Consider the following 23445-nt stretch of genomic DNA (forward strand, 5'->3'; position numbering starts at 1 on the left):
ATCTAATCATAAAGATCCCGAAATTTTTTCTAAAAACTCGATTCTATTTCCAAAAGGATCATGAAACGTAAACCTTAGGACGGATGGAATAGGCTTCTCGTCATATGTTTCAACTCCGGATTGTTCCAGATACCTTCTTACTTCCAACAAATCTTCTACACGAAAGGCAGGATGACGTTTACTTTTATATGAACTCATCTCTTCAGTTCCAATATGAAGCTCGATATCACCAGCGGTATACCAAAGGCCACCACTTGATTTCAGAGAATCAGGCTTCTCAATTTCAGTAAAACCAAGTAAATCAGTATAAAAACCCCTTGCTTCGTCCTCCTTTCCAAAAGGGATGCATATTTGGACATGGTCTAGCTTTTGGATATTGATTTTCATCATACACGCTCCTAAAAAACAAGATTAATAGACAATTGAATGATTAATAAAACAGTAATGGCTCTTAAAATGAGTTGAAGATGTTTAGAGGAAAGCCTACTTGCAAGTCTTACGGATACTTGGGCTCCTATGATTGAGCCGATCACTAGGCTTAGTGATACTTTCCAATCTAAATGACCAGCAATTAAATAAGTACTAAAGGCTCCTAGACAACTAAGAAAAGTGACAATTCTAGCTAGGGCCATAGAGGATAGATAGGAAAAGCCATTATAAAGATAGGTGTACATTTGGAGTGTTCCTTGCCCTGGACCAAACATACCATCATACATTCCGATACTAAAAATGATAGGAAAAACCTTCTTAGGAATGTCTTGTTCTATTCGATTGACTTCTTTAGGCTTTTTTACAAAGCTTAAACAGAGAGCAAAGATTAATAAGAATATCGCAACACTCAGCATGGTGTCTTCTGTAAGGGAGCTTGCAATTAATCCTCCTGTAATCCCGCCAACTAAGCCGAATGGTGCTACTACTATGGCCGTTTTTAATTTAATATTCCTATTTTTTAATAATACAAGAAAACTAGACAATGAGCTGATTGTATTAGAAAACTTATTTGCGGCAATAGCCGAATGAATAGGGACCCCTAGAAGCAACATACAGGGTAAACTAATTAATCCCCCGCCTCCTGCTAATGTTCCAATAAATGTACCAAAAAAGCCAATGATGATGAATAACAAAATCTCCATGCAACCCACCCGCCTTTTAACAACCAATTTATGGTAAATTTACTTTCACTTATTATTTTACTTAAAAGATAGTGATAATGAAATTTCATTATTTTTAACTTATAATATAATAAAAACTTATCACTGAAACGAGGATGTAAGATGCAAACGTCAGAATCAAGATTGCTAGTCACTTTAGCAGAGGAAATGAATATGCGAAAAGCTGCTGAAAAGCTGTTTGTATCACAACCGGCACTAAGTCAAAGACTGCAGACTATTGAAAAAGGTTGGGACACGCAAATTTTTATCCGCTCTCAAAAAGGGTTAACGGTGACACCGGCAGGAGAGAAAATCATTGAATATGCAAAAGAGGTTGTTCAAAAAGAAGAAAAAGTAAAAGAGGAAATTCACTCATTAAACACGATGGTACATGGAACGTTAAAATTAGCGGTTGCCTCAATAATTGGACAACATTGGCTTCCCAATGTATTAAAGCAGTTTGTACAAAAATATCCTCATGCAAAGATCTCGTTGATTACAGGCTGGAGCAGTGAAATTTTGAGGCATTTATACGAAGGACAAGTACATGTTGGAATCATTAGAGGGACACCTGATTGGAAAGGAGTAAAACACCATATCCTAGCAGATTCTCTCTACTTAGTAGACACAGAAATTAATAATCTAGATGAGTTAAGAACAACAGAACGACCGTTTATACAATTTAAAAGTGATTCAACCTATTACCAAGAAATACAGGATTGGTGGCATCGTCAATTCGACCATCCACCAAAACGGACCATTGTCGTTGATCAAATTGAAACGTGTAAGCAAATGGCCTTTCATGGAATAGGATATGCGATACTACCATCGATTACCTTCCATGAGAATGATCCCGCTGTTTATAAGATACCCTTATTTGATGAAACGGGTCAGCCTGCAAAGCGAGATACTTGGCTATTAGGATATGAATCAGCTTTTCAATTAAAGCAAGTAGAAGCATTTATGAAAATCATTAATGAAGATGTAAAATAATAAGTAAAGACTAAAGTTATTTGCTTGTCTTCTGTTCATGTCTTTGATACAGTAAAGGAATGAAAAATCTATATTTTCACAAGGAGGACATACATAATGAAAATGATGGATGCTAACGAAATCATTACTTTTATCCAAAAAAGCGAAAAGAAAACTCCAGTTAAGGTCTATGTAAAAGGTAACCTAGAAGGTATTGACTGGGGAGCAAATACAAAATCATTTGTTACAGGGAATACAGGTGTTTTATTCGGAGAATGGAGTGAAATCCAATCTGTTCTTGAAAATTATGGTGGCCAGCTTGAGGACTACGTAGTTGAAAATGACCGTCGTAACTCTGCTATCCCTTTACTTGACTTAAAAGGTATTAAAGCACGTATTGAGCCAGGTGCTATTATCCGTGACCAGGTTGAAATTGGTGATAATGCTGTTATTATGATGGGTGCTTTAATTAATATTGGGGCTGTTGTAGGAGAAGGCACAATGATTGACATGGGTGTTGTGCTAGGAGGACGTGCAACGGTAGGAAAGAATTGTCACATTGGAGCAGGTTCCGTTCTTGCAGGTGTAATTGAGCCGCCTTCAGCAAAGCCAGTTGTCGTAGAAGATGACGTAGTAGTTGGGGCTAACGCAGTTATTCTTGAAGGAATTACAGTAGGTAAAGGTGCCGTTGTTGCGGCAGGTGCGATCGTTATTGAAGATGTACCACCATACACAGTAGTAGCTGGGACTCCTGCTAAAGTAATTAAGCAAATTGATGAAAAAACAAAATCTAAAACTGAAATTAAGCAAGAGTTAAGACAATTATAATAAAAACCAACACTAGCGCGGAAATGCTCCGCGCTTTATCTATATAAAAAAGCACCCATATTCTTAACTGTAAGTATGTTCTGAGGCCAGCTTTTCACTATGAGTTGCTCCGGAAAATACACAGATACATAGTATGTAAGCGAGCCTATCTAAGGTAATATAGGTGTAAGATCCAATCCAATAAAGGGGAAGTATAAATGAACGCATATCAACCTTTTATAGATATTCGAAGAGAGCTACATAAGATCCCTGAATTAGGGTATCAAGAATTTAAGACCCAAGCCTTTTTACTCGACTATCTGCAAACTTTACCATCAGAAAGACTAGAGATTAAACCATGGAAAACAGGAATCTTTGTCAAAGTACATGGATCAGACCCAAGTCAGATTATCGGTTATCGGACTGATATTGACGGGCTTCCTATTGGAGAAGAAACGAATCTTCCTTTTCGTTCCTCCCATGAAGGATATATGCATGCCTGTGGCCATGACCTTCATATGAGTATTGCATTAGGTATTTTAACAGAGTTGACCAAGCATCCAATTAAAGATGACGTTCTATTTATGTTTCAGCCAGCAGAAGAAGGTCCAGGTGGGGCCGCTCCAATGATACAGAGTGATATTTTCAAGGAGTGGAAACCTAGCTATATAATAGGCTTACATATTGCGCCGGAACATCCAGTTGGTACGGTTGCCACGAAAGAAGGTCTATTATTTGCTAATACCTCTGAGCTTTTTATTGATTTGACGGGTAAAGGTGGACATGCAGCATTTCCACACAAGACGAATGATATGGTTGTGGCAGCTTGCTCATTAGTTACACAGCTTCAATCGATCGTTTCTCGTAATGTAGATCCACTTGATAGTGCAGTTATCACAATTGGTAAAATTACAGGTGGTACTGTTCAAAATATTATTGCAGAAAAGACTAGACTAGAGGGGACAATTCGCACGTTATCTGTAGAATCCATGAAGAAAGTAAAAGAACGGATTCAGGCTATGGTTCATGGTATTGAAGTAGGATATAGTTGCAAAGCAAATATAGATTACGGATCCATGTATCATCAGGTCTATAATCATCATGAAATCACAAGGGAATTTATGGATTTTGTTAGTGATCATACGAATGCTAATCTCGTAGAGTGTAAAGAAGCCATGACTGGAGAAGACTTCGGCTATATGATAGAAGAGATCCCTGGATTTATGTTTTGGCTTGGAGTAGATTCAGAATACGGCTTACATCACTCAAAACTCTCCCCAAAAGAAGAGGCGATCGGTACGGCAATTGATGTCGTGACAAGTTACTTAAGATGGAAAGCTTCTAAATAATACCAAAGGCCCAGTATGGGTCTTTTTTGCGTTCTTTTCTATATAAATTATTAAATGAAAGGAAATCAAACACGGGTTACCTAACAACATAAAAAACTTCATCTGCTTAGAATAAATTTCTAGAAAATGTTGCACATTACTCTTGAGGAGGTGGATGGAAATGGCTCGTATTGGTATTGAACAATCATTAACCGATGTAAGACAAGCTTTAGAAGGTAAAGGATATGATATCGTAGATTTACGTAATGAAAACGATGCAAAGGGCTGTGACTGCTGTGTGGTAACTGGTCAAGATTCAAATATTATGGGAATCAGCAATACAGTTACAGCAGGAGCTGTTATTGAAGCTTCTGGTTTATCAGCAGAAGAAATTGCTGAAAAAGTGGAACAAAAACTAAATCGTTAAACAGAGTGGAACAGCCTTATTCAGCTGTTCCTATTTTTTAGGCTCTTTTCTAAAACTTTATTGCCTTATAGACTACTTTCGAAAAGAGCCTTTTCTAAACAAAAAAACTAGGTCAACAAGACCTAGTTTTGTGTTTCTGGTGATTTCCCAATAAATACTTGATGAGGGAATGGGATTTCAATTCCGTTTTCATCAAGAGCCTCCTTCAAGGCTTTTCTTAGTTTTCTTTCTACGGCCCATTGAGCCATATTTTCTGTTTTGGCAAGAATACGAATGACTACATCAGATGAACCAAGTGATTGAACGCCTAGCACATTTGGACCTTCTTTGATACTGTCATCTTCCGCCGCAATTCGATTACAAGCTTCTTGTAAAACCTCAATTGCACGGTCTATATCATCGCTATATGATATGCCAATATCCACTAAAGCTCTCATATTTCCTCTTGAATGGTTACTTAAGCTAGAAATCTGTCTGTTTGGCAAGTAGTGAAGGGTTCCATCAAAACCTCTGATCTGAGTTGTCCGTAGTCCCACGGATTCTACAATCCCTGAAAAACCAGCCGTTGTTACATAATCATCAACATCAATTTGTTTTTCCAGTAGTAAGAAGAAACCAGTCACGACATCACTAACTAAACCTTGTGCACCAAAGCCAATCGCTAACCCTACAACACCAGCTCCAGCTATTAGTGCTTTTGCATCATAGTCAAAGATCTCAAACACCATCACAATAAAGATAAAGATGAGAATATAAGAGAAGAGGTTTAACGATAAACTCTCTAGTGTCTTTGAACGGCCTACTGATATATTCTCTTTTTCAGTAATCTTCTTAAAAGAACGTTTTATTAAAGTCGATCCGACACCTTTCACGATGAAAAAGACAATAATAATTCCGATTAATTTTAATATAATTGTTCCAGCTCCCACCATAAGATCTGTCCAATTAAAGTTGCTAAATAAATCCATTATTCCATTCCTTTCCTTGTCCAATAGTATAAAAGTTTATGACAATAAGTACTTTCTCTATATTCCCGTATTTCGGTTAATTAAACTTACTCTGATAAACTTCTATTCATTTATTGTAACATAATCAGTTATTCATACTTAAAATTCACATTCCTTAATAAAAAGTTCACAAATTACTGGAAATTTACTTCGAAATCCGATATATTTTTAGTATTGTTCTGTTTTTTTTGTATTTATAGAAAATTTAAAGAAATGAATTGGAGTATAGCATTAGGACATACGTGATCATGTTTAGGTGTATAGATCCAAGAAGTGACTTTATATGCATCTAAATAATTAAACGCAGCTCTTGGTCTTTGCTACTCTATTTTTGTTTCAGTTTTACTAAGGAGGGTTAACATAATGGAGGTTTTTAAGAAGCTGAAGCAATTCTATTGGCCTTATGTAAATTATTTTTATTGGTCCATGTTTTTTCTTTTATTTGTTACAGCAATTACGGTTGTCTATCCGATGATCCTACAGTACACGATTGATAATGTCATATTAGCAGGTGACTATCGACTTGTTCCGTATATCGCGCTGGGCTTTGTTGGAATTATGGCAATTAAGGGTTTGACAACATATTTTCATCAATACCTAGGAGATATGTTTGGTATTCGATCTGTGTATCGTTTACGAAATGCATTGTATGAGAAATTGCAATTTCTCCCATTTCGTTATTATGATAATGCTAAAACAGGAGATTTAATGTCCAGATTAACAGCTGACGTGGAAGGTTTCCGTTTTTTCTTATCTTTTGGATTTGCAGAACTATTGCGTTTTTCACTTTTAATCGTACTAAGTTTAGGTGTTATGTTTTATTATTCCGTTCCTCTAACGATTGTTACAATGGCGGCGTTGCCATTCTTAGCATTCGTGGTATATCGTTTTGATAAGAGGGTTCATCCTGCATTTAGAGGTATTAGAAAATCTTTTGGTAGATTAAATACAAAAGTACAAGAAAACATTAGCGGTATTAATACGGTTAAATCTTTATCTAGAGAATCGTTTGAAATTGACAAGTTTAATCATTCAAATAGTGATTATCGTGAGAAATACTTAGCGACATCGAATGTGTGGGCAAAATATTTCCCTCTAATGGAGTTCATCGGTAATATTTGTGTGGTTGCATTACTTTCCTACGGTGGGTTTCTTGTTATTAATGGGTCCGTTCAACCAGGGGAACTTGTAGCCTTTTTCAGCTTAGTCTGGTATATTATGTGGCCTATTATGAACCTTGGGTTTGTCGTGAATCTTTTCTCTCAATCAAAAGCTTCAGGTGAAAGATTACTAGAGATATTAGAAGCAGACAATGAGATTCATGAAATTCCCAATCCGCTTAATAAGGATCGTTTAGAAGGGCATGTTCAATTCAAGTCAGTGACACTTCAATATAAGGAAGAGGATGAGGAAGCTCTTACCGACATTAGCTTTGATGCAACACCAGGGAAAGTTATTGGCCTTATAGGTGCTACCGGAAGTGGTAAAACAAGTATCACTCAATTAATTACTAGATTTTACGAGCCGAATGAAGGACAAATTCTAGTAGATGGAATTGATATTAAAAATTATTCTATAAAAACACTGAGGAAGAATATTGGATTTGTACTACAAGAATCCTTTCTTTTCTCTTCATCAATTAAAGCAAATATATCTTATGGTAACCCTGATGCAACGATGGAACAAATTATGGATGCTGCAAAACGTGCACAAGCACATGACTTTATTATGGAGTTACCTGATGGGTATGACACGATGCTTGGAGAACGTGGCATGGGATTATCAGGGGGACAAAAACAGCGAATTGCGATTGCTCGTGCAATTTTAATTAATCCTAGTATTCTTGTACTCGATGATGCAACAAGTGCCGTAGATATGGAGACAGAATTCAAAATTCAAAAAGCATTTAAAGAAGTAATGAATGGACGTACTACCTTTATCATCGCCCATCGTATTTCCTCGCTTAAGCATGCTGATGAAATTATTGTTCTAGAGAATGGTGTAATTGCGGAAAGAGGAGTTCATGATGACCTTCTTCAAAACAATGGAACGTATCAGAGAATTTATGATATCCAATATAAAGACCGAGAAATCGTTACACAAGGGCAATAAAGGAGGGGAGTTGTACTATGAAAGATAGAGAACAAAAGAAAAGTAATTTAAATCGATTTCATTACTCAACGGAACAAGTCATTGAGAAACCATTTAATTGGCAGCAGCTATCAAGACTAATGTCATATATGAAACCATATTCAAAAAATTTATTACCTTTATCAATATTCGCTATGATTTTATCTACCACTGTTCGATTAATCGTACCGATTATTATAGGTAAATATTTATTAGACTTTGCCATAGCTGAAAAAAATACTAGTTTACTAGTAACATTAGTCATAATCATTGCTGTATTGTATACAGTTTCGTACGTTGGAAATACGCTACGAATACGCTGGACAAATCTACTAGGGCAAAATGTTATCTATGACTTGAGACAGCATTTGTTTACACATGTTCAATCTTTATCACATCGCTTTTTTGACTCACGGTCTGCAGGGTCCATCCTGGTAAGAATTTTAAATGATATAAACTCCTTACAAGAATTATTTACAAGTGGAGTTATTAATCTATTAATGGATCTAATTATGCTACTAGGGATCTTCTTTATCTTATTCACGCTAAGTCCTGAGTTAGCTATTGCCGTCATGATTGTACTTCCGATCATGTTTTTTATCTCTACAAGTCTCCGCCGGAAAATTAGACGTTCTTGGCAGGTAGTTCGTATTAAACAATCAAAGTTAAACTCCCATTTAAATGAAAGTATTCAAGGGATACGTGTTACTCAGTCTTTTACACAGGAACGTGAAAACATGGAGTTCTTTGATGGCGTAAATACGGAAACACATGACTCCTGGCAAGATGCAACTAGAAAAAATGCAATGTTTCGTCCCTTTGTTGAAATGTCGAATGCAGTTGGAACGGCTATTCTAATCTGGTATGGTTCTACCCTTATATCAAATGAAACGATTACAATAGGTATATTTGTATCGTTTGCCTTTTATTTGGGTATGTTCTGGGATCCAATCTCACGTATTGGACAGATATATAACCAGCTATTAATGGCAATGGCTTCATCTGAACGTATTTTTGAATTCCTCGATGAAAAGCCAAACGTAGCGGAGAAGGAAGATGCAAAACGTTTAGAAAATATTATGGGACATATTGAATTTGATCATGTAGAATTTGCTTATGATTCTAATCGAAAAGCTTTAAAAGGTATTTCTTTAGAAATGAAAGCAGGGCAAACTGTCGCGCTTGTTGGACATACAGGTTCAGGGAAAACGACAATTGCAAACTTAGTCAGCAGATTCTATGACCCAACTAGCGGGGAAGTTAAAATTGATGGTGTTAACCTGAAAGACGTTACATTAGATAGTGTTCGTACTCAAATAAGTGTAGTCTTACAAGATACCTTTATTTTTTCTGGTACCATTATGGATAATATTAGATTTGGTAATCCTGAGGCTACTGATGAAGAAGTTGTAAAAGCGGCTCAAGCTGTTGGTGCACACCTGTTTATTGAGAAGCTGTCAAATGGTTATTTAACAGAAGTAGAAGAACGTGGAAATATCTTATCCGTCGGTGAGAGACAATTAATCTCATTTGCACGTGCTCTTTTGGCAGATCCTAAAATTCTGATTTTGGATGAAGCAACAGCAAGTATTGATACAGAAACAGAAGTTAAAATACAAAATGCACTTAAAACGTTATTAAAAAATAGAACAGCCATTATTATAGCGCATCGGTTGTCTACTATCCGTGAAGCAGATCATATCTTCGTGTTAGATCATGGAGAAATTATTGAGCAAGGTAATCACGCACAACTGATGGATCATCAAGGCGAGTATTACAAGCTGGTTAAAGCACAATTTAATATGTTAAATGCAGGATAAATGACGGAGACTCATACACATGAGTCTCTTTTTTAGCCTCTCTTTAACCAGTTTTTATTTTTAAACGTTAGGATAACTTTCTCATTTTTATCACTTGTCCATCACCTTAAGACGCTTTTTGCCATATATATATGAGGGGTGATAAAAATGGAAATTATAGATAAACGAAATTCATTACCAACCCATCCATCTAAACGCTATAAAAGGCGTTCGCTTTCTGCCATTAAGAATATTGCCATTCATCATAGCGCAACTACGTCAGGTAGTGCAGAAAGTTTTGCTAGATACCATGTCAATACGTTAGGATGGCCAGGAATTGCTTATCACTATGTTGTTGATAAGGATGGTACCATTAGTCATTGTCATGATTTAGAAGTGGTTAGTTACCATGTTGGTAACAGCAATTATCGAGCAGTCGGAATTTGTATGGTAGGGGATTTTAGAACACAGCAGCTATCAGTTGCTCAAAAAAAAGCTACTCAAAATTTAGTCCTATCATTATTAGATGTGCTAACGATAAATGTTGAAGATGTTTGGGGCCATCAAGAATTTCCTGGATATGAATGGAAGCCATGTCCATCCATAAATATGGGTAATTTCAGAAGTGAACTAATGGGCATAACGAAAGGCAGCAAGCAGCCAATCTATCGGTCCACTTCTTATTCTTCAGGACCAAGAACACGCACATATTTGAGTTATGGAGATCAAGGCGATGATATTAAGGCATTACAAGAACGTCTTGAAAAGCTAGGATTTAAACCAGGTATAATAGACGGTATATTTGGCAAGGTAACAGAAGATGCGGTGAAAAGGTTTCAAAAAGCCAATAATTTAAGGGTTGATGGTATAGTGGGACCTGAAACAAGAGAGGCACTAAAAAAATATGATGCAGAGGTGCCAATTATTGAGCTAGCATCACCTACCGATGAAGAGTCAGATGATAGCGAATTGTATGAATCAGAGTCTAGAAGGACTCTAAGGCTTCTTACACCTTATATACGGGGTGAAGATGTAAGAGATGTTCAGGAGAAAATAGGAGCCGTTGCAGATGGAATCTTTGGCCCATCCACAGCAGAAGCGGTAAGAAGATTCCAGAGTCAACGGGGTTTAGTGGCAGATGGAATTGTTGGACCTAAGACATGGCAGGCTTTAGATCGAGTTAAAACAGGCGGAGTCCCTTACTCCCGTTTATTATTCTTAGCCTCTCCATATTTACAGGGAAGAGACGTAAAAAGAGTTCAGCAGGCATTAAATATTTCTGCTGACGGTATCTTTGGTCCTATGACTGATCAAGCAGTAAGAAATTTTCAACGAAGAGAAAGACTTGAGGTAGATGGAATTGTCGGTCCTAATACTTGGAACCGTCTAATGGATTAACACAGCCGCTATTAGAGGGGGCGTAGTTGAGACTTACATACAGATGTAAGTCTTCTTTTTTGTCGATGATGTTGATAAAGTGGTTGTGCCTAACATGTATGGGGATTATAATACTTGTGAAAAGAGCTATCTTAAGTATAGAGTTTATAAAATACTTATTATCGGTTATGATTGTTTTAATGGTGGTAATACATCTATTACCATAGAGTAAAGATGATTATGGAGTTTACATGCAATTTAGAGAAAAATAAGAATAGTTATTAGGATGTATGGAGGAATTGTTGTGAAAAAAGAGTTTGCCGTCATTGGCCTTGGAAGATTTGGTGGAAGTATATGTCGTTCGTTAAGCCAACTTGGTATGGATGTGTTAGCAATAGATATTGATGAAGATAAAGTTAATCACTATTCTTCCATAGCCTCACATGCTGTAGTGGGGGACACGACTGATGAGGTAGTCTTAAAAAGTCTAGGAATTCGTAATTTTGACCATGTCATTATTGCCATAGGAGACAATATCCAAGCAAGTATATTAACAACACTTATTCTTAAAGAATTGGGCGTTAAGCATATAACAGTAAAAGCACAAAATGATTATCATGAGAAAGTATTAACGAAGATTGGTGCAGATCAAATTGTTCATCCTGAGCGGGATATGGGTGAAAGGATTGCCCATAACATTGTCTCTAACAATGTATTGGATTATTTAGAGCTTTCAGATGAACACAGTATTGTTGAAATTATCGCAAGTAAACATGTAGATGGATATTCATTAATCGACCTCGATATCCGAGCTAAATACGGAATAAACATAGTAGCCATTAAACGAGGAAAGGATATTCTTGTTTCTCCTCAAGCATCTGAGACGATCTTACAAGGTGATATTCTTATCGTTATTGGAGCAGATACAGATATCAATCGTTTCGAGAAGAATTTAATTGAAGATTAAATTCATTGGTTTTTATTCCTTACTAAAAAAAACGAAGGCAGCATGCCTTCGTTTTTTTATACTTCCATAATAATTGGAAGGATCATTGGTTTACGTTTTGTTTTTTCATATAAGAATGGGGAAAGCGTGTCTGTAATTTCATTCTTAATTTCAGACCATTGTGTCGTCTTTCTTTCCATTACTTTGTTTAAGTGCTTGGTAATAAGAGTTTGAGCATCGTTGATAAGGTCACCAGATTCTCTCATGTACACAAATCCACGCGAGATTAAATCAGGTCCAGCTGCAATTTTAAATTCTTTCATGTTGATGCTAACCACAACAATAACTAAACCTTCTTCAGATAGAATTCGACGATCTCGGAGTACGATATTCCCAATATCACCAATTCCGCTTCCATCTATATATACATTACCTGAAGGGATCTTACCTGCTACACTACCTTCATCAGAACCAAGAGCAAGAACTTCACCATTATCCATGATAAAGCAGTTCTCTTCATGAACACCACAATCTACGGCAAGTTTAACATGCATTTTTTGCATTCTATATTCACCATGAATAGGCATAAAGAACTTCGGTTTCATTAGGCGTAACATTAGTTTTTGTTCTTCTTGTCCACCATGACCTGAAGTGTGAATATCATTTAGTGAGCCGTGAATAACTTCTGCTCCTGCTTTGAAAAGCATATTAATAGTTCGGCTAACACTAATAGTATTCCCTGGGATAGGTGATGAAGAAAACACAACAGTATCTCCAGGAATAATTTGAATTTGGCGATGGGTACCGTTAGCAATTCGAGAAAGGGCAGCCATCGGCTCACCTTGACTTCCTGTACATAAAATTACAACTTTTTCAGCCGCCATTCGGTTTATTTGGCCAGCATCTATAAATGTATCTTTCGGACATCTGATATATCCGAGTTCTTGTCCAATATTAATCGCAGCTTCCATACTTCTTCCGAAAACAGCCACTTTTCTTCCATTAATAACTGCTGCTTCTACCACTTGTTGTAAGCGGTGGATATTAGAAGCGAAGGTAGCGAAAATAATTCTACCAGATACTTTACGGAAAATATCGTGAATACTTTCTCCGACTTTCCTCTCAGACATTGTAAAATGAGGAACCTCACTATTAGTACTATCAGAAAGTAAGCAAAGTACTCCTTCTTTTCCTATTTCAGCCATTTTTGTTAGGTTAGCTGGTTCTCCAACAGGAGTGAAGTCAAACTTGAAATCTCCTGTGTGAACAATTTGTCCAGGTGGGGTCTTTACTACAATCCCATAAGCATCAGGAATACTATGAGTCGTTCTAAAGAAGGTAACAGATGTTTTTCTGAATTTAATAATATCGTCTTCTTTAATTTCATGGAGAGTCGTCTGTCTTAATAATCCATGCTCTTCTAGCTTGTTCTTAATTAAGCCTAGTGCAAGCTTACCACCGTAAACAGGAATATTAATCTCTCTTAATAGGTATGGGATCCCCCCAATATGATCCTCATGTCCGTGTGTAATAAATAAACCTTTAATTTTATCAACGTTTTTAACTAGATAACTGTAATCTGGAATAACATAATCTATTCCGAGTAACTCGTCTTCAGGAAACTTAATCCCAGCGTCAATTAATATAATTTCATCCTGGAATTGCACTCCGTACGTATTTTTACCGATTTCGCCCAGTCCGCCTAGAGCAAAAACAGCAGTTTGATCGTTTTTAACAAACTTCATAATTTATACCGTCTCCATCTTAAAATTTTCAGATTGTTGTTCATACTCTAAAAAAGCGCCAGAAACTTTTTGAACAAATTCGATGTTATAGTTGCGGTCGGACAAGCTTTCACGAACTTCTCTTTCAGTTTCTGCTTCTACATAAATAGTTCTTGTACGTTCACGAACAGGAACTTCATACTTACTTTCTTGAAAATATACTTTAAATACCATTTCTATCTCTCCTTGAGCTACTTTTATATATAATGTTCTAAATGGAGTACTTTCCTATCTTGGGGATATATGGAATGTAGTTTCCAGAATGAACAATTTTAAGCAAGTTTTGTAAATACACATAAATGTTATTATATGATGGATTAGTTCCTGATGCAAATAGCCGAACTATTGTGACTCATTCTATTATATCGGAAAACGGAATATATTTCATGTTTTTTCTATTTTGACTAATATTTAGAAGGTTATGTCTTATGCAATTGATTTTTTTCTGAGCATATCGTTCCATTGTTCAACTAATTTTTGTTTTAATTTTTTTAACATATCATCCACTCCTTCCAGCATCCAGGATGCATAATTTTCCACGATTTTCGTAGTACTAGTATATGTAGGACAAGTGCATTTCTCTCGTGGGTATAAATGGAATTCAAAGGAAAAGTGGATTAGCTTTTTTAGACAAAACAAAAAACCCTTAGTAGGGTTCTTTAGATGTTTTATTTTACTTCTATCTTTCAATAACCACAGCATTTTCAGGTTCTTTAAATGGATCATGCTTGTTAATGTGATCATAAAACATAACTCCATTCAGGTGGTCAATTTCATGCTGAAATACAATAGAAAGAAGACCTTTTAATCGAAGTTTTACTTCTTTACCTTCAATATCGTACCCTTTCACAGTTATACGAGAGTATCTGGGAACATAGCCTTCTACGAGACGGTCAACAGATAAACAGCCTTCACCAGTGTCTAGATAGCTTCTTTCAACTGAATGACTAACAATTTTGGGGTTAAATAGAGCATAGCTGTGAAGAGTATTCTTTTCATCAGTAACATGTATGGCAATCATCCGTTTTGGGACATTAATTTGTGGGGCAGCTATGCCAATCCCAGGTCGTAGTTGATAAAGAGCTGCAAGTTCTGGATTTTGACTATTAATAATAAACTCAAGCATATCTTGTAAAATTTTTTTATCGGCTTCAGACGCCGGTAATGAGACTTCCTCCGCTACTTTACGCAAAGTTGGGTGACCTTCCCTAATAACATCCTTCATAGTAATCATATAAACCAACCCCTAGCATTAAAAAGAATAGTATATTTTTGATAAAAGCATACCATATATAATAACTCTATTAAAGAAACGAGCTCTATTATACTTGAAAGAGAACTACAAATTACTTTCACTCAAGAACTAACCTGCCAGGACTATTTGATTGGACAAGCGCATAAGGATGTAAGGAAGTTTAAGTTGTCAGACTATATATAAGAATTTATAGTAAAATATGGACATAAAAGGGGGAATTTAAATGCGATACATAATAAAGATGATTTGTCTAACTACACTTTTTCTGATTACAGCTTGCACATCTGGTCCAACACCTGCAGAACAAATCTATGTTCACTTAGAACAAGCTGTAAAATTAGAAACTGAGTTTGAACAACAGCAGAAACCAATAACTGATTTAGAACAGCAAGAAAAAGAATTATACAATCAAATTATTGAGCTTGGACTAAAAGAAATTGAAAAAATTAAAGAGTTATCTGCAGAAGCGACAAAAATTGTGGATGAAAGGAAAGCGAGACTGGAACAAGAATATGAAAGTATAAAACAGTCAAAAGCAGAGTTTGATAAAATAACTCAAATTGTAGCAGAGATGAAAACAGATGAATTGAAGCAGGAAGCAGAAACACTTATCGATATCATGAATGAACGTTTTCAAACCTACGAAAGCCTTTATTCGTCCTATTTAACCTCTATCTCTTTAGATCAAGAATTATATGCAATGTTTCAACAAGAGGATTTAACTTTAGAAGCCCTTGAAGGTAAAATAAATGAAATCAACACAAGTTATGAACAGGTTATACAATTAAATGAGTCGTTTAATTCCGCTACAACACAGTATAACGAACAGAAGAAGAATTTTTACGAAACTGCAGGTCTAGAAGTTTCATATGAGAAGTGAGGGGAGAGAACTTTTTATAAGTTCTCTTCTTTTATTTTGTTTGTAAAAGTAATATATTGCAGTATTGAGTGTAGCCGATGGATGCGAGACTCCTGCGAGAAATCCGGCGAGGTAAGGAAGAGCCCACAGGCATGAAGAACCGAGGAGTGGGATATTTCACGATAGTGAAAATATCCTCCATCTTTCCCCCGCGGAAAGAGAACGTCCGAGGGGGAAGATCAACCACCAAGTTTAGCAGAGCCAAAGAAAAAGCTATATTCTAAACGATAATACGGCTTTTTATCTTTAAAAGTGAGCTTAACTTCAGAGTAGAAAGGTTAGGAAGCAACAAAGTTTTAGAAAAGAGTCAAGAAAAAAGATATAAAATCGAGAACTACAAAAATGAGTATTTTTAATTGAATCAGAAACTTATAGCAAAATAATAAATGTTCCTAATTGTCAAACTGTGTTCTAATATAACTGATACAGATTGCTATGTTGTGTTAGTACAGATGTTTTTGTTGACTTTTACATAGAGAGTTAAATCAGCAGGGTAGTCTTGATAACTCATCCATTGACGGGAAAAAGATCTTTGTTGTAAACTGAAATTAGATTTTAAAATTGTATTAGTCTATAAGTTTTTTTGACTAGTACAGATCTAAGAAATGATTGTTTACTATTTGTCAAATAGACTATGAAGCCTAATTAATATGAGAAAGTTTCTATTAAAAAGATTTCATGACTTTCCCCATAACATTTTGGGTATCATAATGCTGTGTGTAAACGATTGTTTTTTAACCATTAATACTAAATGGAATATAAATCAGGAAGGGTGACTTTTATGGCTGCTAAAACTAAAAAAGCTACTTTTGATCAACAAAAGCAGTTTGATGCAATTGCAGACCAGTTCCAAACGTTTCAAATCCTTAATGAAGAGGGTAAGGTAGTAAACGAAGACGCAATGCCTAATTTATCAGATGCAGAACTAAAAGACTTAATGTCAAGAATGGTATACACAAGAATCCTTGACCAACGTTCTATTTCTTTAAACCGTCAAGGTCGTTTAGGTTTCTACGCTCCTACTGCAGGACAAGAAGCTTCACAAATTGCATCTCAATTTGCTTTAGAGAAAGAAGACTTTATCCTACCAGGATATCGTGATGTACCTCAAATTATTTGGCATGGCTTACCTCTATACCAAGCATTCTTATTCTCAAGAGGACATTTTCACGGGAACCAAATGCCTGAAGGTGTAAATGTCATTTCTCCACAAATTATTATCGGTGCACAATACATTCAATGTGCTGGTGTTGCACTTGGTATGAAAAAACGTGGTGCTAAATCAGTAGCAATTACATACACAGGTGATGGTGGAGCTTCTCAAGGTGATTTCTATGAAGGAATTAACTTTGCAGGTGCTTATAAAGCTCCAGCTATCTTTATTGTTCAAAACAACCGTTTTGCCATCTCTACTCCTGTTGAAAAGCAATCTGCAGCTCAAACAATTGCACAAAAAGCAGTGGCAGCTGGTATTCCAGGAATTCAAGTAGATGGGATGGATCCATTAGCTGTTTATGCAGCTGTGAAAGATGCTCGTGAGCGTGCCGTTAATGGTGAAGGTCCTACTCTAATTGAGACACTAACTTACCGTTATGGTCCACATACAATGGCTGGGGATGATCCAACTCGATATCGTACTGAAGAATTAGACAATGAGTGGGAAAAGAAAGATCCTTTAGTTCGATTCCGTAAGTTCCTAGAAGATAAGGGTATTTGGAATGAAGACGAGGAAAATAAAGTAATTGAACAAGCAAAAGAAGATATCAAGGAAGCAATCAAGAAAGCTGACGAGTATCCGAAGCAAAAAGTAACGGATCTAATTGCAAATATGTACGAAGAACTTCCAAACAATTTACAAGAACAAATGGAAATATATAAAGAGAAGGAGTCGAGATAAGCCATGGCGCAAATGACAATGATTCAAGCAATCACGGATGCGTTACGTACGGAGTTAAAGAACGATCCTAACGTATTAGTATTCGGTGAGGACGTTGGAGTTAACGGAGGCGTATTCCGTGCGACAGAAGGGCTTCAAGCAGAATTTGGTGAGGAGCGTGTATTTGATACACCACTTGCTGAGTCTGGAATCGGAGGTCTTGCTATTGGACTAGCGTTACAGGGCTATCGCCCAGTGCCAGAAATCCAATTCTTTGGTTTCGTATATGAAGTTATGGACTCTATTTCGGGTCAAATGGCTCGTATGCGCTATCGTTCTGGTGGCCGTTATACTTCACCTGTCACAATTCGTTCTCCTTTTGGAGGCGGTGTACATACACCAGAACTACATGCGGATAGCTTAGAAGGACTTATGGTTCAACAACCTGGTTTGAAAGTAGTTATTCCATCAACGCCGTATGATGCAAAAGGATTATTAATCTCTGCAATTAGGGATAATGACCCTGTTATCTTCTTGGAGCATATGAAGCTATATCGCTCTTTCCGTGGTGAAGTGCCTGAGGGTGAATACACAATTGAAATTGGTAAAGCAGATGTAAAACGTGAAGGAACTGACTTATCAATTATTACTTACGGTGCAATGGTTCACGAATCATTAAAGGCTGCTGAAGAATTAGAAAAAGAAGGTCATTCAGTAGAAGTCATCGACCTAAGAACTGTTCAACCTCTTGATATTGACACTATTATTGCATCAGTTGAAAAGACTGGAAGAGCAATCGTAGTACAAGAAGCACAAAAGCAAGCTGGTATAGCTGCAAACGTTGTTGCTGAAATTAATGACCGTGCAATCCTAAGTCTTGAAGCCCCTGTACTACGTGTGGCTGCTCCTGACACAGTATTCGCTTTCTCTGCTGCTGAAAGTGTATGGTTACCTAACTATAAAGATGTAATTGAAACTGCTAAGAAAGTACTAAATTTCTAAGGGAATTTAAAATAAGTAATTGAGAAGTCAACTTTTGCTTGATTTCTCTTTACTATTTCAAGTTCTCTCATTCGAAAAAGGAGGTTTATTCCGTGTCATCATTTCAATTTAAATTACCTGATATCGGTGAAGGTATCCATGAAGGTGAAATCGTAAAATGGTTTGTTAAACCTGGCGATGAAATAAATGAGGACGATGTCCTTGCTGAAGTTCAAAATGATAAAGCGGTAGTTGAAATACCTTCTCCTGTTAAAGGAAAGGTTGTAGAACTAAATGTAAATGAAGGTGACATTGCAACAGTTGGTCAAACAATTGTTACTTTTGATGCTCCTGGTTATGAAAACCTTAAATTTAAAGGTGATGATCATGACGATAAGCCAAAGGCAGAAGAGCCAAAAGCTGAGGCACCAGCACCACAAGAGGCGAAAGAAGCACCTGCTGCTCCAGCTGCAACAGCTGAAAAGGCTCCAGCTACTGAGGTTGATCCAAACCGTCGTGTGATTGCAATGCCTTCTGTCCGAAAATATGCTCGTGAGAAGAATGTTGATATTCGCCAAGTTGCAGGGTCCGGGAAAAATGGCCGCGTTGTAAAAACTGATATCGATGCATTCCTAAGTGGAGGTGCGAAGGTGGAAGTTGCTAGTGAGTCAGAAGTAGCACAACCGACTGAACAAGCTACAACTGAGACGAAAGCTGCGGCTGCACCAATTCCAGCTGGAGAGTTCCCAGAGACTCGTGAAAAAATGAGCGGAATTCGTAAGGCAATTGCCAAAGCAATGGTAAACTCTAAACATACAGCACCACATGTTACATTAATGGATGAAGTAGATGTGACAGCACTTGTTGCACATCGCAAAAAATTCAAACAACATGCTGCTGACCAAGGTGTAAAATTAACTTACTTACCATATGTAGTTAAGGCGCTTACTTCTGCCCTTAAGAAGTATCCAGTATTAAATACATCTCTTGATGATGCGACAGAAGAAATTGTCCATAAACATTATTTCAATATCGGAATTGCAGCTGATACTGAGAAAGGTTTATTAGTACCTGTTGTTAAGAATACAGAGCGTAAATCTATTTATGAGATTTCAAATGAAATCAATGACTTAGCGACAAAGGCTCGTGAAGGTAAGCTAGCCCCAGCTGAAATGAAAGGCGCTTCTTGTACGATTACAAATATCGGATCTGCCGGTGGGCAATGGTTTACTCCGGTTATTAATCACCCTGAAGTTGCGATCCTAGGCATAGGTAGAATTGGTGAAAAACCTGTCGTTCAAAACGGTGAGATTGTTGTTGCTCCTGTTCTAGCATTGTCACTAAGTTTTGATCACCGCATGATTGACGGTGCTACAGCGCAAAATGCTTTAAATCATATTAAGAAATTATTAAATGATCCACAATTAATTTTAATGGAGGCGTAATCAAATGGTAGTTGGAGATTTTCCGATTGAACTTGATACTCTTGTCATTGGAGCGGGACCAGGTGGTTACGTAGCAGCAATTCGTGCTGCCCAATTAGGCCAAAAGGTAACAATTGTAGACAAAGGTACATTAGGTGGTGTCTGTTTAAATGTTGGGTGTATCCCTTCTAAAGCGCTAATTGCAGCTGCTCACCGTTATGAAACAGCACTTCATTCAGAGGATATGGGGATTAAAGCGGAGAATGTAACAGTCGATTTCTCCAAAGTTCAAGAATGGAAAGCTGGAATTGTGAAAAAGCTTACTGGTGGAGTGGAAGGTCTATTAAAAGGGAATAAGGTTCAAATCCTTTCTGGTGAAGCATATTTTGTTGATCAAAATACGGTTCGAGTAATGGATGAAAACTCTGCACAAACATACAAATTTAACAATTGCATTATTGCAACTGGCTCAAGACCAATAGAGATTCCGACTTTTAAGTATTCAAAGCGTGTGATCGATTCTACTGGAGCTCTTAATTTAAAAGAGATTCCGAAGAAATTGGTTGTCATAGGTGGAGGATATATCGGAACTGAGCTTGGAACGGCATATGCAAATTTCGGTACCGAGGTTATTATTGTTGAGGGTGCCGATGAGTTACTTAATGGGTTTGAGAAACAAATGACGTCCATTGTAAAGCGCCGCTTAAAGAAAAAAGGTGTAGAAGTCCATACAAAAGCTATGGCTAAAGGTGTGGAAGAGACTGAGAATGGCGTTAAAGTAACGTTTGAAGTAAATGGAGAAGCTAAAACGGTTGAAGCAGACTATTGTCTAGTGACTGTAGGACGTAAGCCAAACACAGATGAACTAGGTATTGAACAGCTTGGAATTGATAAGACAGATCGTGGTGTTATCAAAGTCGATGATCAATGTCGAACTTCTGTAAACAATATTTATGCAATTGGTGATATCGTTGATGGTCCTCCACTAGCACACAAAGCTTCTTATGAAGGGAAGATCGCTGCAGAAGCAATTAGTGGGCATCCTGCGAAGGTTGACTACCTAGCTATACCTGCTGTTGTATTTACAGATCCAGAGATGGCGACGGTCGGATACCAAGAACAAGAAGCTAAAGATGATGGTATTGAGGTAAATACTGCAAAATTCCCATTCGGAGCAAATGGTCGAGCACTTGCATTAGATAGTGCAGACGGATTCCTAAAGCTTGTGACTCGTAAAGAGGATGGACTTGTTATTGGTGCACAAATCGTAGGAACGAATGCATCTGACATGATTGCTGAGCTAGGGCTTGCGATTGAGGCAGGGATGACAGCTGAAGATATCGCAATGACAATTCACGCTCACCCAACGCTTGGTGAGATTGCAATGGAAGCTGCTGAGGTAGCAATTGGTAGCCCAATTCATATCGTAAAATAAAAAAAAATCGTCCTTAAAGGGCGATTTTTTTTTATTGTTTATCATTAAAATGAGTTGAAATTTTATTAATGATGGCTGCCTTTTCATTTTTACCTTCTATTTTAACAATGATTTCCTTCCGATTGAGTAATAATAGTGTAGGGTATTTTTTTACTTTTAGCTCATCTTCTATATTTTTAATATCCTCATTTGTTAACACAATAACCTCTTGAATATCTTCCGGATATAATCTTTTTACTTCAATAAGGGCGTTATAATATTCGTTTTCAAGGTTTAGGTCTTGTTCATTTGATATGTACAAAGCGTCTGCTTCTAATAAAGTTTTAAGAGTTGCTTCATTTGAACTATTTTTAAACTGACAAGACGACAAGAAAAATAAAGAACAAGAAAGTAGTAGTATTCGCTTATACATTGTCCTAATCGCTCACCCTTTTATACCAAAGTCAATTTAGGCCTATTGTAACACGTTAGCTATAGAAATTTTGGCTTGTCATTTAAATGTTACAAAAATGAAAAATACTCATGAGATTTTTGCATAAACTTTTAATAAGGGTCATTACTAAACGTGAAAAAGTTAGGAGAATTGATAATGAAAGGATTAGTTGTGATTAGTTTGCAAAACATCATTTACAGTAGTTTTTTGGTCGTTGAAATGCTATCACAACAAGATCGACTCTATGCAAAAACATTATTATTCATTGTATTTTTATATTTAGCCTTTTTTATAGCTGGTGCATATGGTTATACAACAAAAAAAGCATTAAAAATGACTATGGGATCCGTGACAATTTTTTTTCTTTTTCAACAGATTTGTCACTGGGTATTTACTTTTATTTCTTAGTACATTAGGGCAATGAGAATGGGGAGAGCATATGAAAAGTTTATCCGTCATATCATTACTGCTTTTATCTCTTATGATAGCCTCATGTTCATCATTAGAAGATACGAGTAAGGCTGAAGAAAAAGAACAAGACAAAATTAATTCTACTACCGAAGAAGGTATAGTTTTAAAAGATGATGCTCATACTTTAGAAAACAGTAGCGACTCAAATGCAGAAGAGGAACAACAAGAGGTTGTAGATAAGCCATTTGAACCCACATACAGAATTAATCAAGAAAATTGGAGTATAGAACCAATTGCAGATGCAAATAAGAACGTTGTCCTCTTAACAATTGATGATGCTCCTGATCAATATGGTCTAGAGATGGCAAAAGTGTTAAAAGAGTACAATGCACCTGCGATATTTTTTGTAAATGGCCATTTTATCGATTCTCCTGAAGAAGAAAACGTATTAAAGCAAATTCACGAACTCGGGTTTCAGATTGGAAATCACACCTGGAATCATAAAAATTTAAAAAAACTGACTGAAGAAGAACAACAAAAAGAAATTAGTAGCCTTAATCAAGCTATTGAGAGAATTACAGGAGAACCTCCTGTGTTCTTTAGAGCTCCTTTTGGGGCAAATACGGATTATGTAAAACAATTCGTTAAACAACAAAATATGGTGTTAATGAATTGGACGTACGGATATGACTTTATGAAAGAATACATGAATGAAGCGTCAATTGCAGATGTCATGGTTAATACAAACTTATTAACGAATGGCGCCAACTTGTTAATGCATGATCGAGAGTGGACATATCAGGCACTACCTAAAATCATTGAGGGAATAAGACAAAAAGGATATGAATTCGTAGACCCAAAACTTATCGAATTACCTTTAGCAGAAGCACAATGAAAGTATTTTTTTAAGGCTGTTTTCGTAAAGATAGTTGCTTTCGTAAAAATCTCAGGAAGCGGGATTTTTTCTAGGTAGTACAACGTCC

Annotated in this window: 22 protein-coding genes; 15 read left to right on the plus strand and 7 right to left on the minus strand. The window is 36.6% G+C overall.

Annotated elements, in window-relative coordinates; translation table 11 throughout:
* Window positions 1-6: 6 nt before the first annotated feature.
* Together LT143_RS14970 and LT143_RS14975 are read right to left on the minus strand one after the other, a co-directional pair.
* A complete protein-coding gene (locus tag LT143_RS14970) occupies window positions 7-387 on the minus strand; it encodes a VOC family protein (RefSeq protein ID WP_246944039.1) in 381 nt (126 codons plus the stop codon).
* 11 nt (window positions 388-398) lie between these two features.
* Complete coding sequence (locus LT143_RS14975) at window positions 399-1133, minus strand: sulfite exporter TauE/SafE family protein (protein ID WP_246944041.1); 735 nt, start codon at window positions 1131-1133, stop codon at window positions 399-401.
* 141 nt (window positions 1134-1274) lie between these two features.
* Between LT143_RS14975 and LT143_RS14980 the strand changes: the two genes are divergently transcribed.
* From LT143_RS14980 to LT143_RS14995, 4 genes are all read left to right on the plus strand, one after another.
* Window positions 1275-2144, plus strand: coding sequence for a LysR family transcriptional regulator (locus LT143_RS14980; protein ID WP_246944043.1), 870 nt, complete (start codon window positions 1275-1277; stop codon window positions 2142-2144).
* A gap of 96 nt (window positions 2145-2240) precedes the next feature.
* Complete coding sequence (gene dapD / locus LT143_RS14985; protein ID WP_246944044.1) at window positions 2241-2951, plus strand: 2,3,4,5-tetrahydropyridine-2,6-dicarboxylate N-acetyltransferase; 711 nt, start codon at window positions 2241-2243, stop codon at window positions 2949-2951.
* Between the two features lie 197 nt (window positions 2952-3148).
* Window positions 3149-4279 (plus strand): N-acetyldiaminopimelate deacetylase, encoded by a 1131-nt coding sequence (locus LT143_RS14990; RefSeq protein WP_246944047.1) that lies wholly within the window; start codon window positions 3149-3151, stop codon window positions 4277-4279.
* A 160-nt stretch (window positions 4280-4439) separates the two neighbouring features.
* Window positions 4440-4685, plus strand: coding sequence for a YkuS family protein (locus LT143_RS14995; protein WP_246944049.1), 246 nt, complete (start codon window positions 4440-4442; stop codon window positions 4683-4685).
* Window positions 4686-4807: 122 nt separating this feature from the next.
* On the opposite strand, the gene LT143_RS15000 is transcribed toward LT143_RS14995, so the two are convergent.
* Window positions 4808-5653, minus strand: coding sequence for a mechanosensitive ion channel family protein (locus LT143_RS15000; protein WP_246944050.1), 846 nt, complete (start codon window positions 5651-5653; stop codon window positions 4808-4810).
* 402 nt (window positions 5654-6055) lie between these two features.
* Between LT143_RS15000 and LT143_RS15005 the strand changes: the two genes are divergently transcribed.
* The 4 genes from LT143_RS15005 to LT143_RS15020 all read left to right on the plus strand — a co-directional run bounded on the left by LT143_RS15005 (window position 6056) and on the right by LT143_RS15020 (window position 11965).
* Window positions 6056-7804: an ABC transporter ATP-binding protein gene (locus tag LT143_RS15005; RefSeq protein ID WP_246944051.1), complete on the plus strand. Its 1749-nt coding sequence runs from the start codon at window positions 6056-6058 to the stop codon at window positions 7802-7804.
* Between the two features lie 17 nt (window positions 7805-7821).
* Complete coding sequence (locus LT143_RS15010; RefSeq protein WP_246944052.1) at window positions 7822-9642, plus strand: ABC transporter ATP-binding protein; 1821 nt, start codon at window positions 7822-7824, stop codon at window positions 9640-9642.
* Between the two features lie 147 nt (window positions 9643-9789).
* Window positions 9790-11019, plus strand: a complete 1230-nt coding sequence (locus LT143_RS15015; RefSeq protein WP_246944053.1) for a peptidoglycan recognition protein family protein — start codon at window positions 9790-9792, stop codon at window positions 11017-11019.
* A gap of 283 nt (window positions 11020-11302) precedes the next feature.
* Window positions 11303-11965 carry a potassium channel family protein gene (locus tag LT143_RS15020; RefSeq protein WP_246944054.1) on the plus strand — a complete coding sequence of 221 codons (663 nt, stop codon included), beginning with the start codon at window positions 11303-11305 and terminating at the stop codon, window positions 11963-11965.
* Window positions 11966-12021: 56 nt separating this feature from the next.
* On the opposite strand, the gene rnjA is transcribed toward LT143_RS15020, so the two are convergent.
* From rnjA to def, 3 genes are all read right to left on the minus strand, one after another.
* Complete coding sequence (gene rnjA, locus LT143_RS15025) at window positions 12022-13689, minus strand: ribonuclease J1 (protein WP_246944055.1); 1668 nt, start codon at window positions 13687-13689, stop codon at window positions 12022-12024.
* 3 nt (window positions 13690-13692) lie between these two features.
* Window positions 13693-13902 carry a DNA-dependent RNA polymerase subunit epsilon gene (locus tag LT143_RS15030; RefSeq protein ID WP_246944059.1) on the minus strand — a complete coding sequence of 70 codons (210 nt, stop codon included), beginning with the start codon at window positions 13900-13902 and terminating at the stop codon, window positions 13693-13695.
* 505 nt (window positions 13903-14407) lie between these two features.
* The gene (gene def, locus LT143_RS15035; protein ID WP_246944062.1) at window positions 14408-14962 is read right to left on the minus strand and encodes a peptide deformylase; all 555 of its coding nucleotides are present in this window, start codon (window positions 14960-14962) and stop codon (window positions 14408-14410) included.
* A gap of 244 nt (window positions 14963-15206) precedes the next feature.
* Between def and LT143_RS15040 the strand changes: the two genes are divergently transcribed.
* From LT143_RS15040 to lpdA, 5 genes are all read left to right on the plus strand, one after another.
* Window positions 15207-15863: a YkyA family protein gene (locus tag LT143_RS15040; RefSeq protein ID WP_246944065.1), complete on the plus strand. Its 657-nt coding sequence runs from the start codon at window positions 15207-15209 to the stop codon at window positions 15861-15863.
* Window positions 15864-16683: 820 nt separating this feature from the next.
* Entirely contained in the window at window positions 16684-17799 is a 1116-nt protein-coding gene (pdhA, locus tag LT143_RS15045; protein WP_246944068.1) for a pyruvate dehydrogenase (acetyl-transferring) E1 component subunit alpha, read from the plus strand.
* A gap of 3 nt (window positions 17800-17802) precedes the next feature.
* On the plus strand, window positions 17803-18780 hold the full coding sequence (locus LT143_RS15050) for an alpha-ketoacid dehydrogenase subunit beta (protein WP_246944071.1): 978 nt from the start codon (window positions 17803-17805) through the stop codon (window positions 18778-18780).
* 92 nt (window positions 18781-18872) lie between these two features.
* Window positions 18873-20204 carry a dihydrolipoamide acetyltransferase family protein gene (locus LT143_RS15055; RefSeq protein ID WP_246944074.1) on the plus strand — a complete coding sequence of 444 codons (1332 nt, stop codon included), beginning with the start codon at window positions 18873-18875 and terminating at the stop codon, window positions 20202-20204.
* A 4-nt stretch (window positions 20205-20208) separates the two neighbouring features.
* Window positions 20209-21618 (plus strand): dihydrolipoyl dehydrogenase, encoded by a 1410-nt coding sequence (gene lpdA / locus LT143_RS15060; protein ID WP_246944078.1) that lies wholly within the window; start codon window positions 20209-20211, stop codon window positions 21616-21618.
* 31 nt (window positions 21619-21649) lie between these two features.
* Here the strand turns inward: lpdA and LT143_RS15065 are convergent, their stop codons facing one another.
* Entirely contained in the window at window positions 21650-22030 is a 381-nt protein-coding gene (locus LT143_RS15065) for a hypothetical protein (protein ID WP_246944081.1), read from the minus strand.
* Window positions 22031-22207: 177 nt separating this feature from the next.
* On the opposite strand from LT143_RS15065, the gene LT143_RS15070 reads away from it, so the two are divergent.
* Both LT143_RS15070 and LT143_RS15075 read left to right on the plus strand, forming a co-directional pair.
* The gene (locus LT143_RS15070; RefSeq protein ID WP_246944084.1) at window positions 22208-22459 is read left to right on the plus strand and encodes a hypothetical protein; all 252 of its coding nucleotides are present in this window, start codon (window positions 22208-22210) and stop codon (window positions 22457-22459) included.
* A gap of 31 nt (window positions 22460-22490) precedes the next feature.
* Window positions 22491-23357, plus strand: coding sequence for a polysaccharide deacetylase family protein (locus tag LT143_RS15075; RefSeq protein WP_246944087.1), 867 nt, complete (start codon window positions 22491-22493; stop codon window positions 23355-23357).
* Window positions 23358-23445: the final 88 nt, after the last annotated feature.

The sequence above is a fragment of the Bacillus pinisoli genome (assembly GCF_023036475.1).
Classification (GTDB): Bacteria; Bacillota; Bacilli; order Bacillales; family SA4; genus Bacillus_BS; species Bacillus_BS pinisoli.

Coding starts and splice junctions, on each gene's coding strand:
- LT143_RS14970 (WP_246944039.1), bottom strand. CDS start 387: ATGAAAATCAATATCCAAAAGCTAGACCATGTCCAAATATGCATCCCT.
- LT143_RS14975 (WP_246944041.1), bottom strand. CDS start 1,133: ATGGAGATTTTGTTATTCATCATCATTGGCTTTTTTGGTACATTTATT.
- dapD (WP_246944044.1), top strand. CDS start 2,241: ATGAAAATGATGGATGCTAACGAAATCATTACTTTTATCCAAAAAAGC.
- pdhA (WP_246944068.1), top strand. CDS start 16,684: ATGGCTGCTAAAACTAAAAAAGCTACTTTTGATCAACAAAAGCAGTTT.
- LT143_RS14990 (WP_246944047.1), top strand. CDS start 3,149: ATGAACGCATATCAACCTTTTATAGATATTCGAAGAGAGCTACATAAG.
- LT143_RS15030 (WP_246944059.1), bottom strand. CDS start 13,902: ATGGTATTTAAAGTATATTTTCAAGAAAGTAAGTATGAAGTTCCTGTT.
- LT143_RS15040 (WP_246944065.1), top strand. CDS start 15,207: ATGCGATACATAATAAAGATGATTTGTCTAACTACACTTTTTCTGATT.
- LT143_RS15075 (WP_246944087.1), top strand. CDS start 22,491: ATGAAAAGTTTATCCGTCATATCATTACTGCTTTTATCTCTTATGATA.
- LT143_RS15000 (WP_246944050.1), bottom strand. CDS start 5,653: ATGGATTTATTTAGCAACTTTAATTGGACAGATCTTATGGTGGGAGCT.
- LT143_RS15010 (WP_246944052.1), top strand. CDS start 7,822: ATGAAAGATAGAGAACAAAAGAAAAGTAATTTAAATCGATTTCATTAC.
- LT143_RS15050 (WP_246944071.1), top strand. CDS start 17,803: ATGGCGCAAATGACAATGATTCAAGCAATCACGGATGCGTTACGTACG.
- lpdA (WP_246944078.1), top strand. CDS start 20,209: ATGGTAGTTGGAGATTTTCCGATTGAACTTGATACTCTTGTCATTGGA.
- rnjA (WP_246944055.1), bottom strand. CDS start 13,689: ATGAAGTTTGTTAAAAACGATCAAACTGCTGTTTTTGCTCTAGGCGGA.
- LT143_RS15065 (WP_246944081.1), bottom strand. CDS start 22,030: ATGTATAAGCGAATACTACTACTTTCTTGTTCTTTATTTTTCTTGTCG.
- def (WP_246944062.1), bottom strand. CDS start 14,962: ATGATTACTATGAAGGATGTTATTAGGGAAGGTCACCCAACTTTGCGT.
- LT143_RS14980 (WP_246944043.1), top strand. CDS start 1,275: ATGCAAACGTCAGAATCAAGATTGCTAGTCACTTTAGCAGAGGAAATG.
- LT143_RS15005 (WP_246944051.1), top strand. CDS start 6,056: ATGGAGGTTTTTAAGAAGCTGAAGCAATTCTATTGGCCTTATGTAAAT.
- LT143_RS15015 (WP_246944053.1), top strand. CDS start 9,790: ATGGAAATTATAGATAAACGAAATTCATTACCAACCCATCCATCTAAA.
- LT143_RS14995 (WP_246944049.1), top strand. CDS start 4,440: ATGGCTCGTATTGGTATTGAACAATCATTAACCGATGTAAGACAAGCT.
- LT143_RS15070 (WP_246944084.1), top strand. CDS start 22,208: ATGAAAGGATTAGTTGTGATTAGTTTGCAAAACATCATTTACAGTAGT.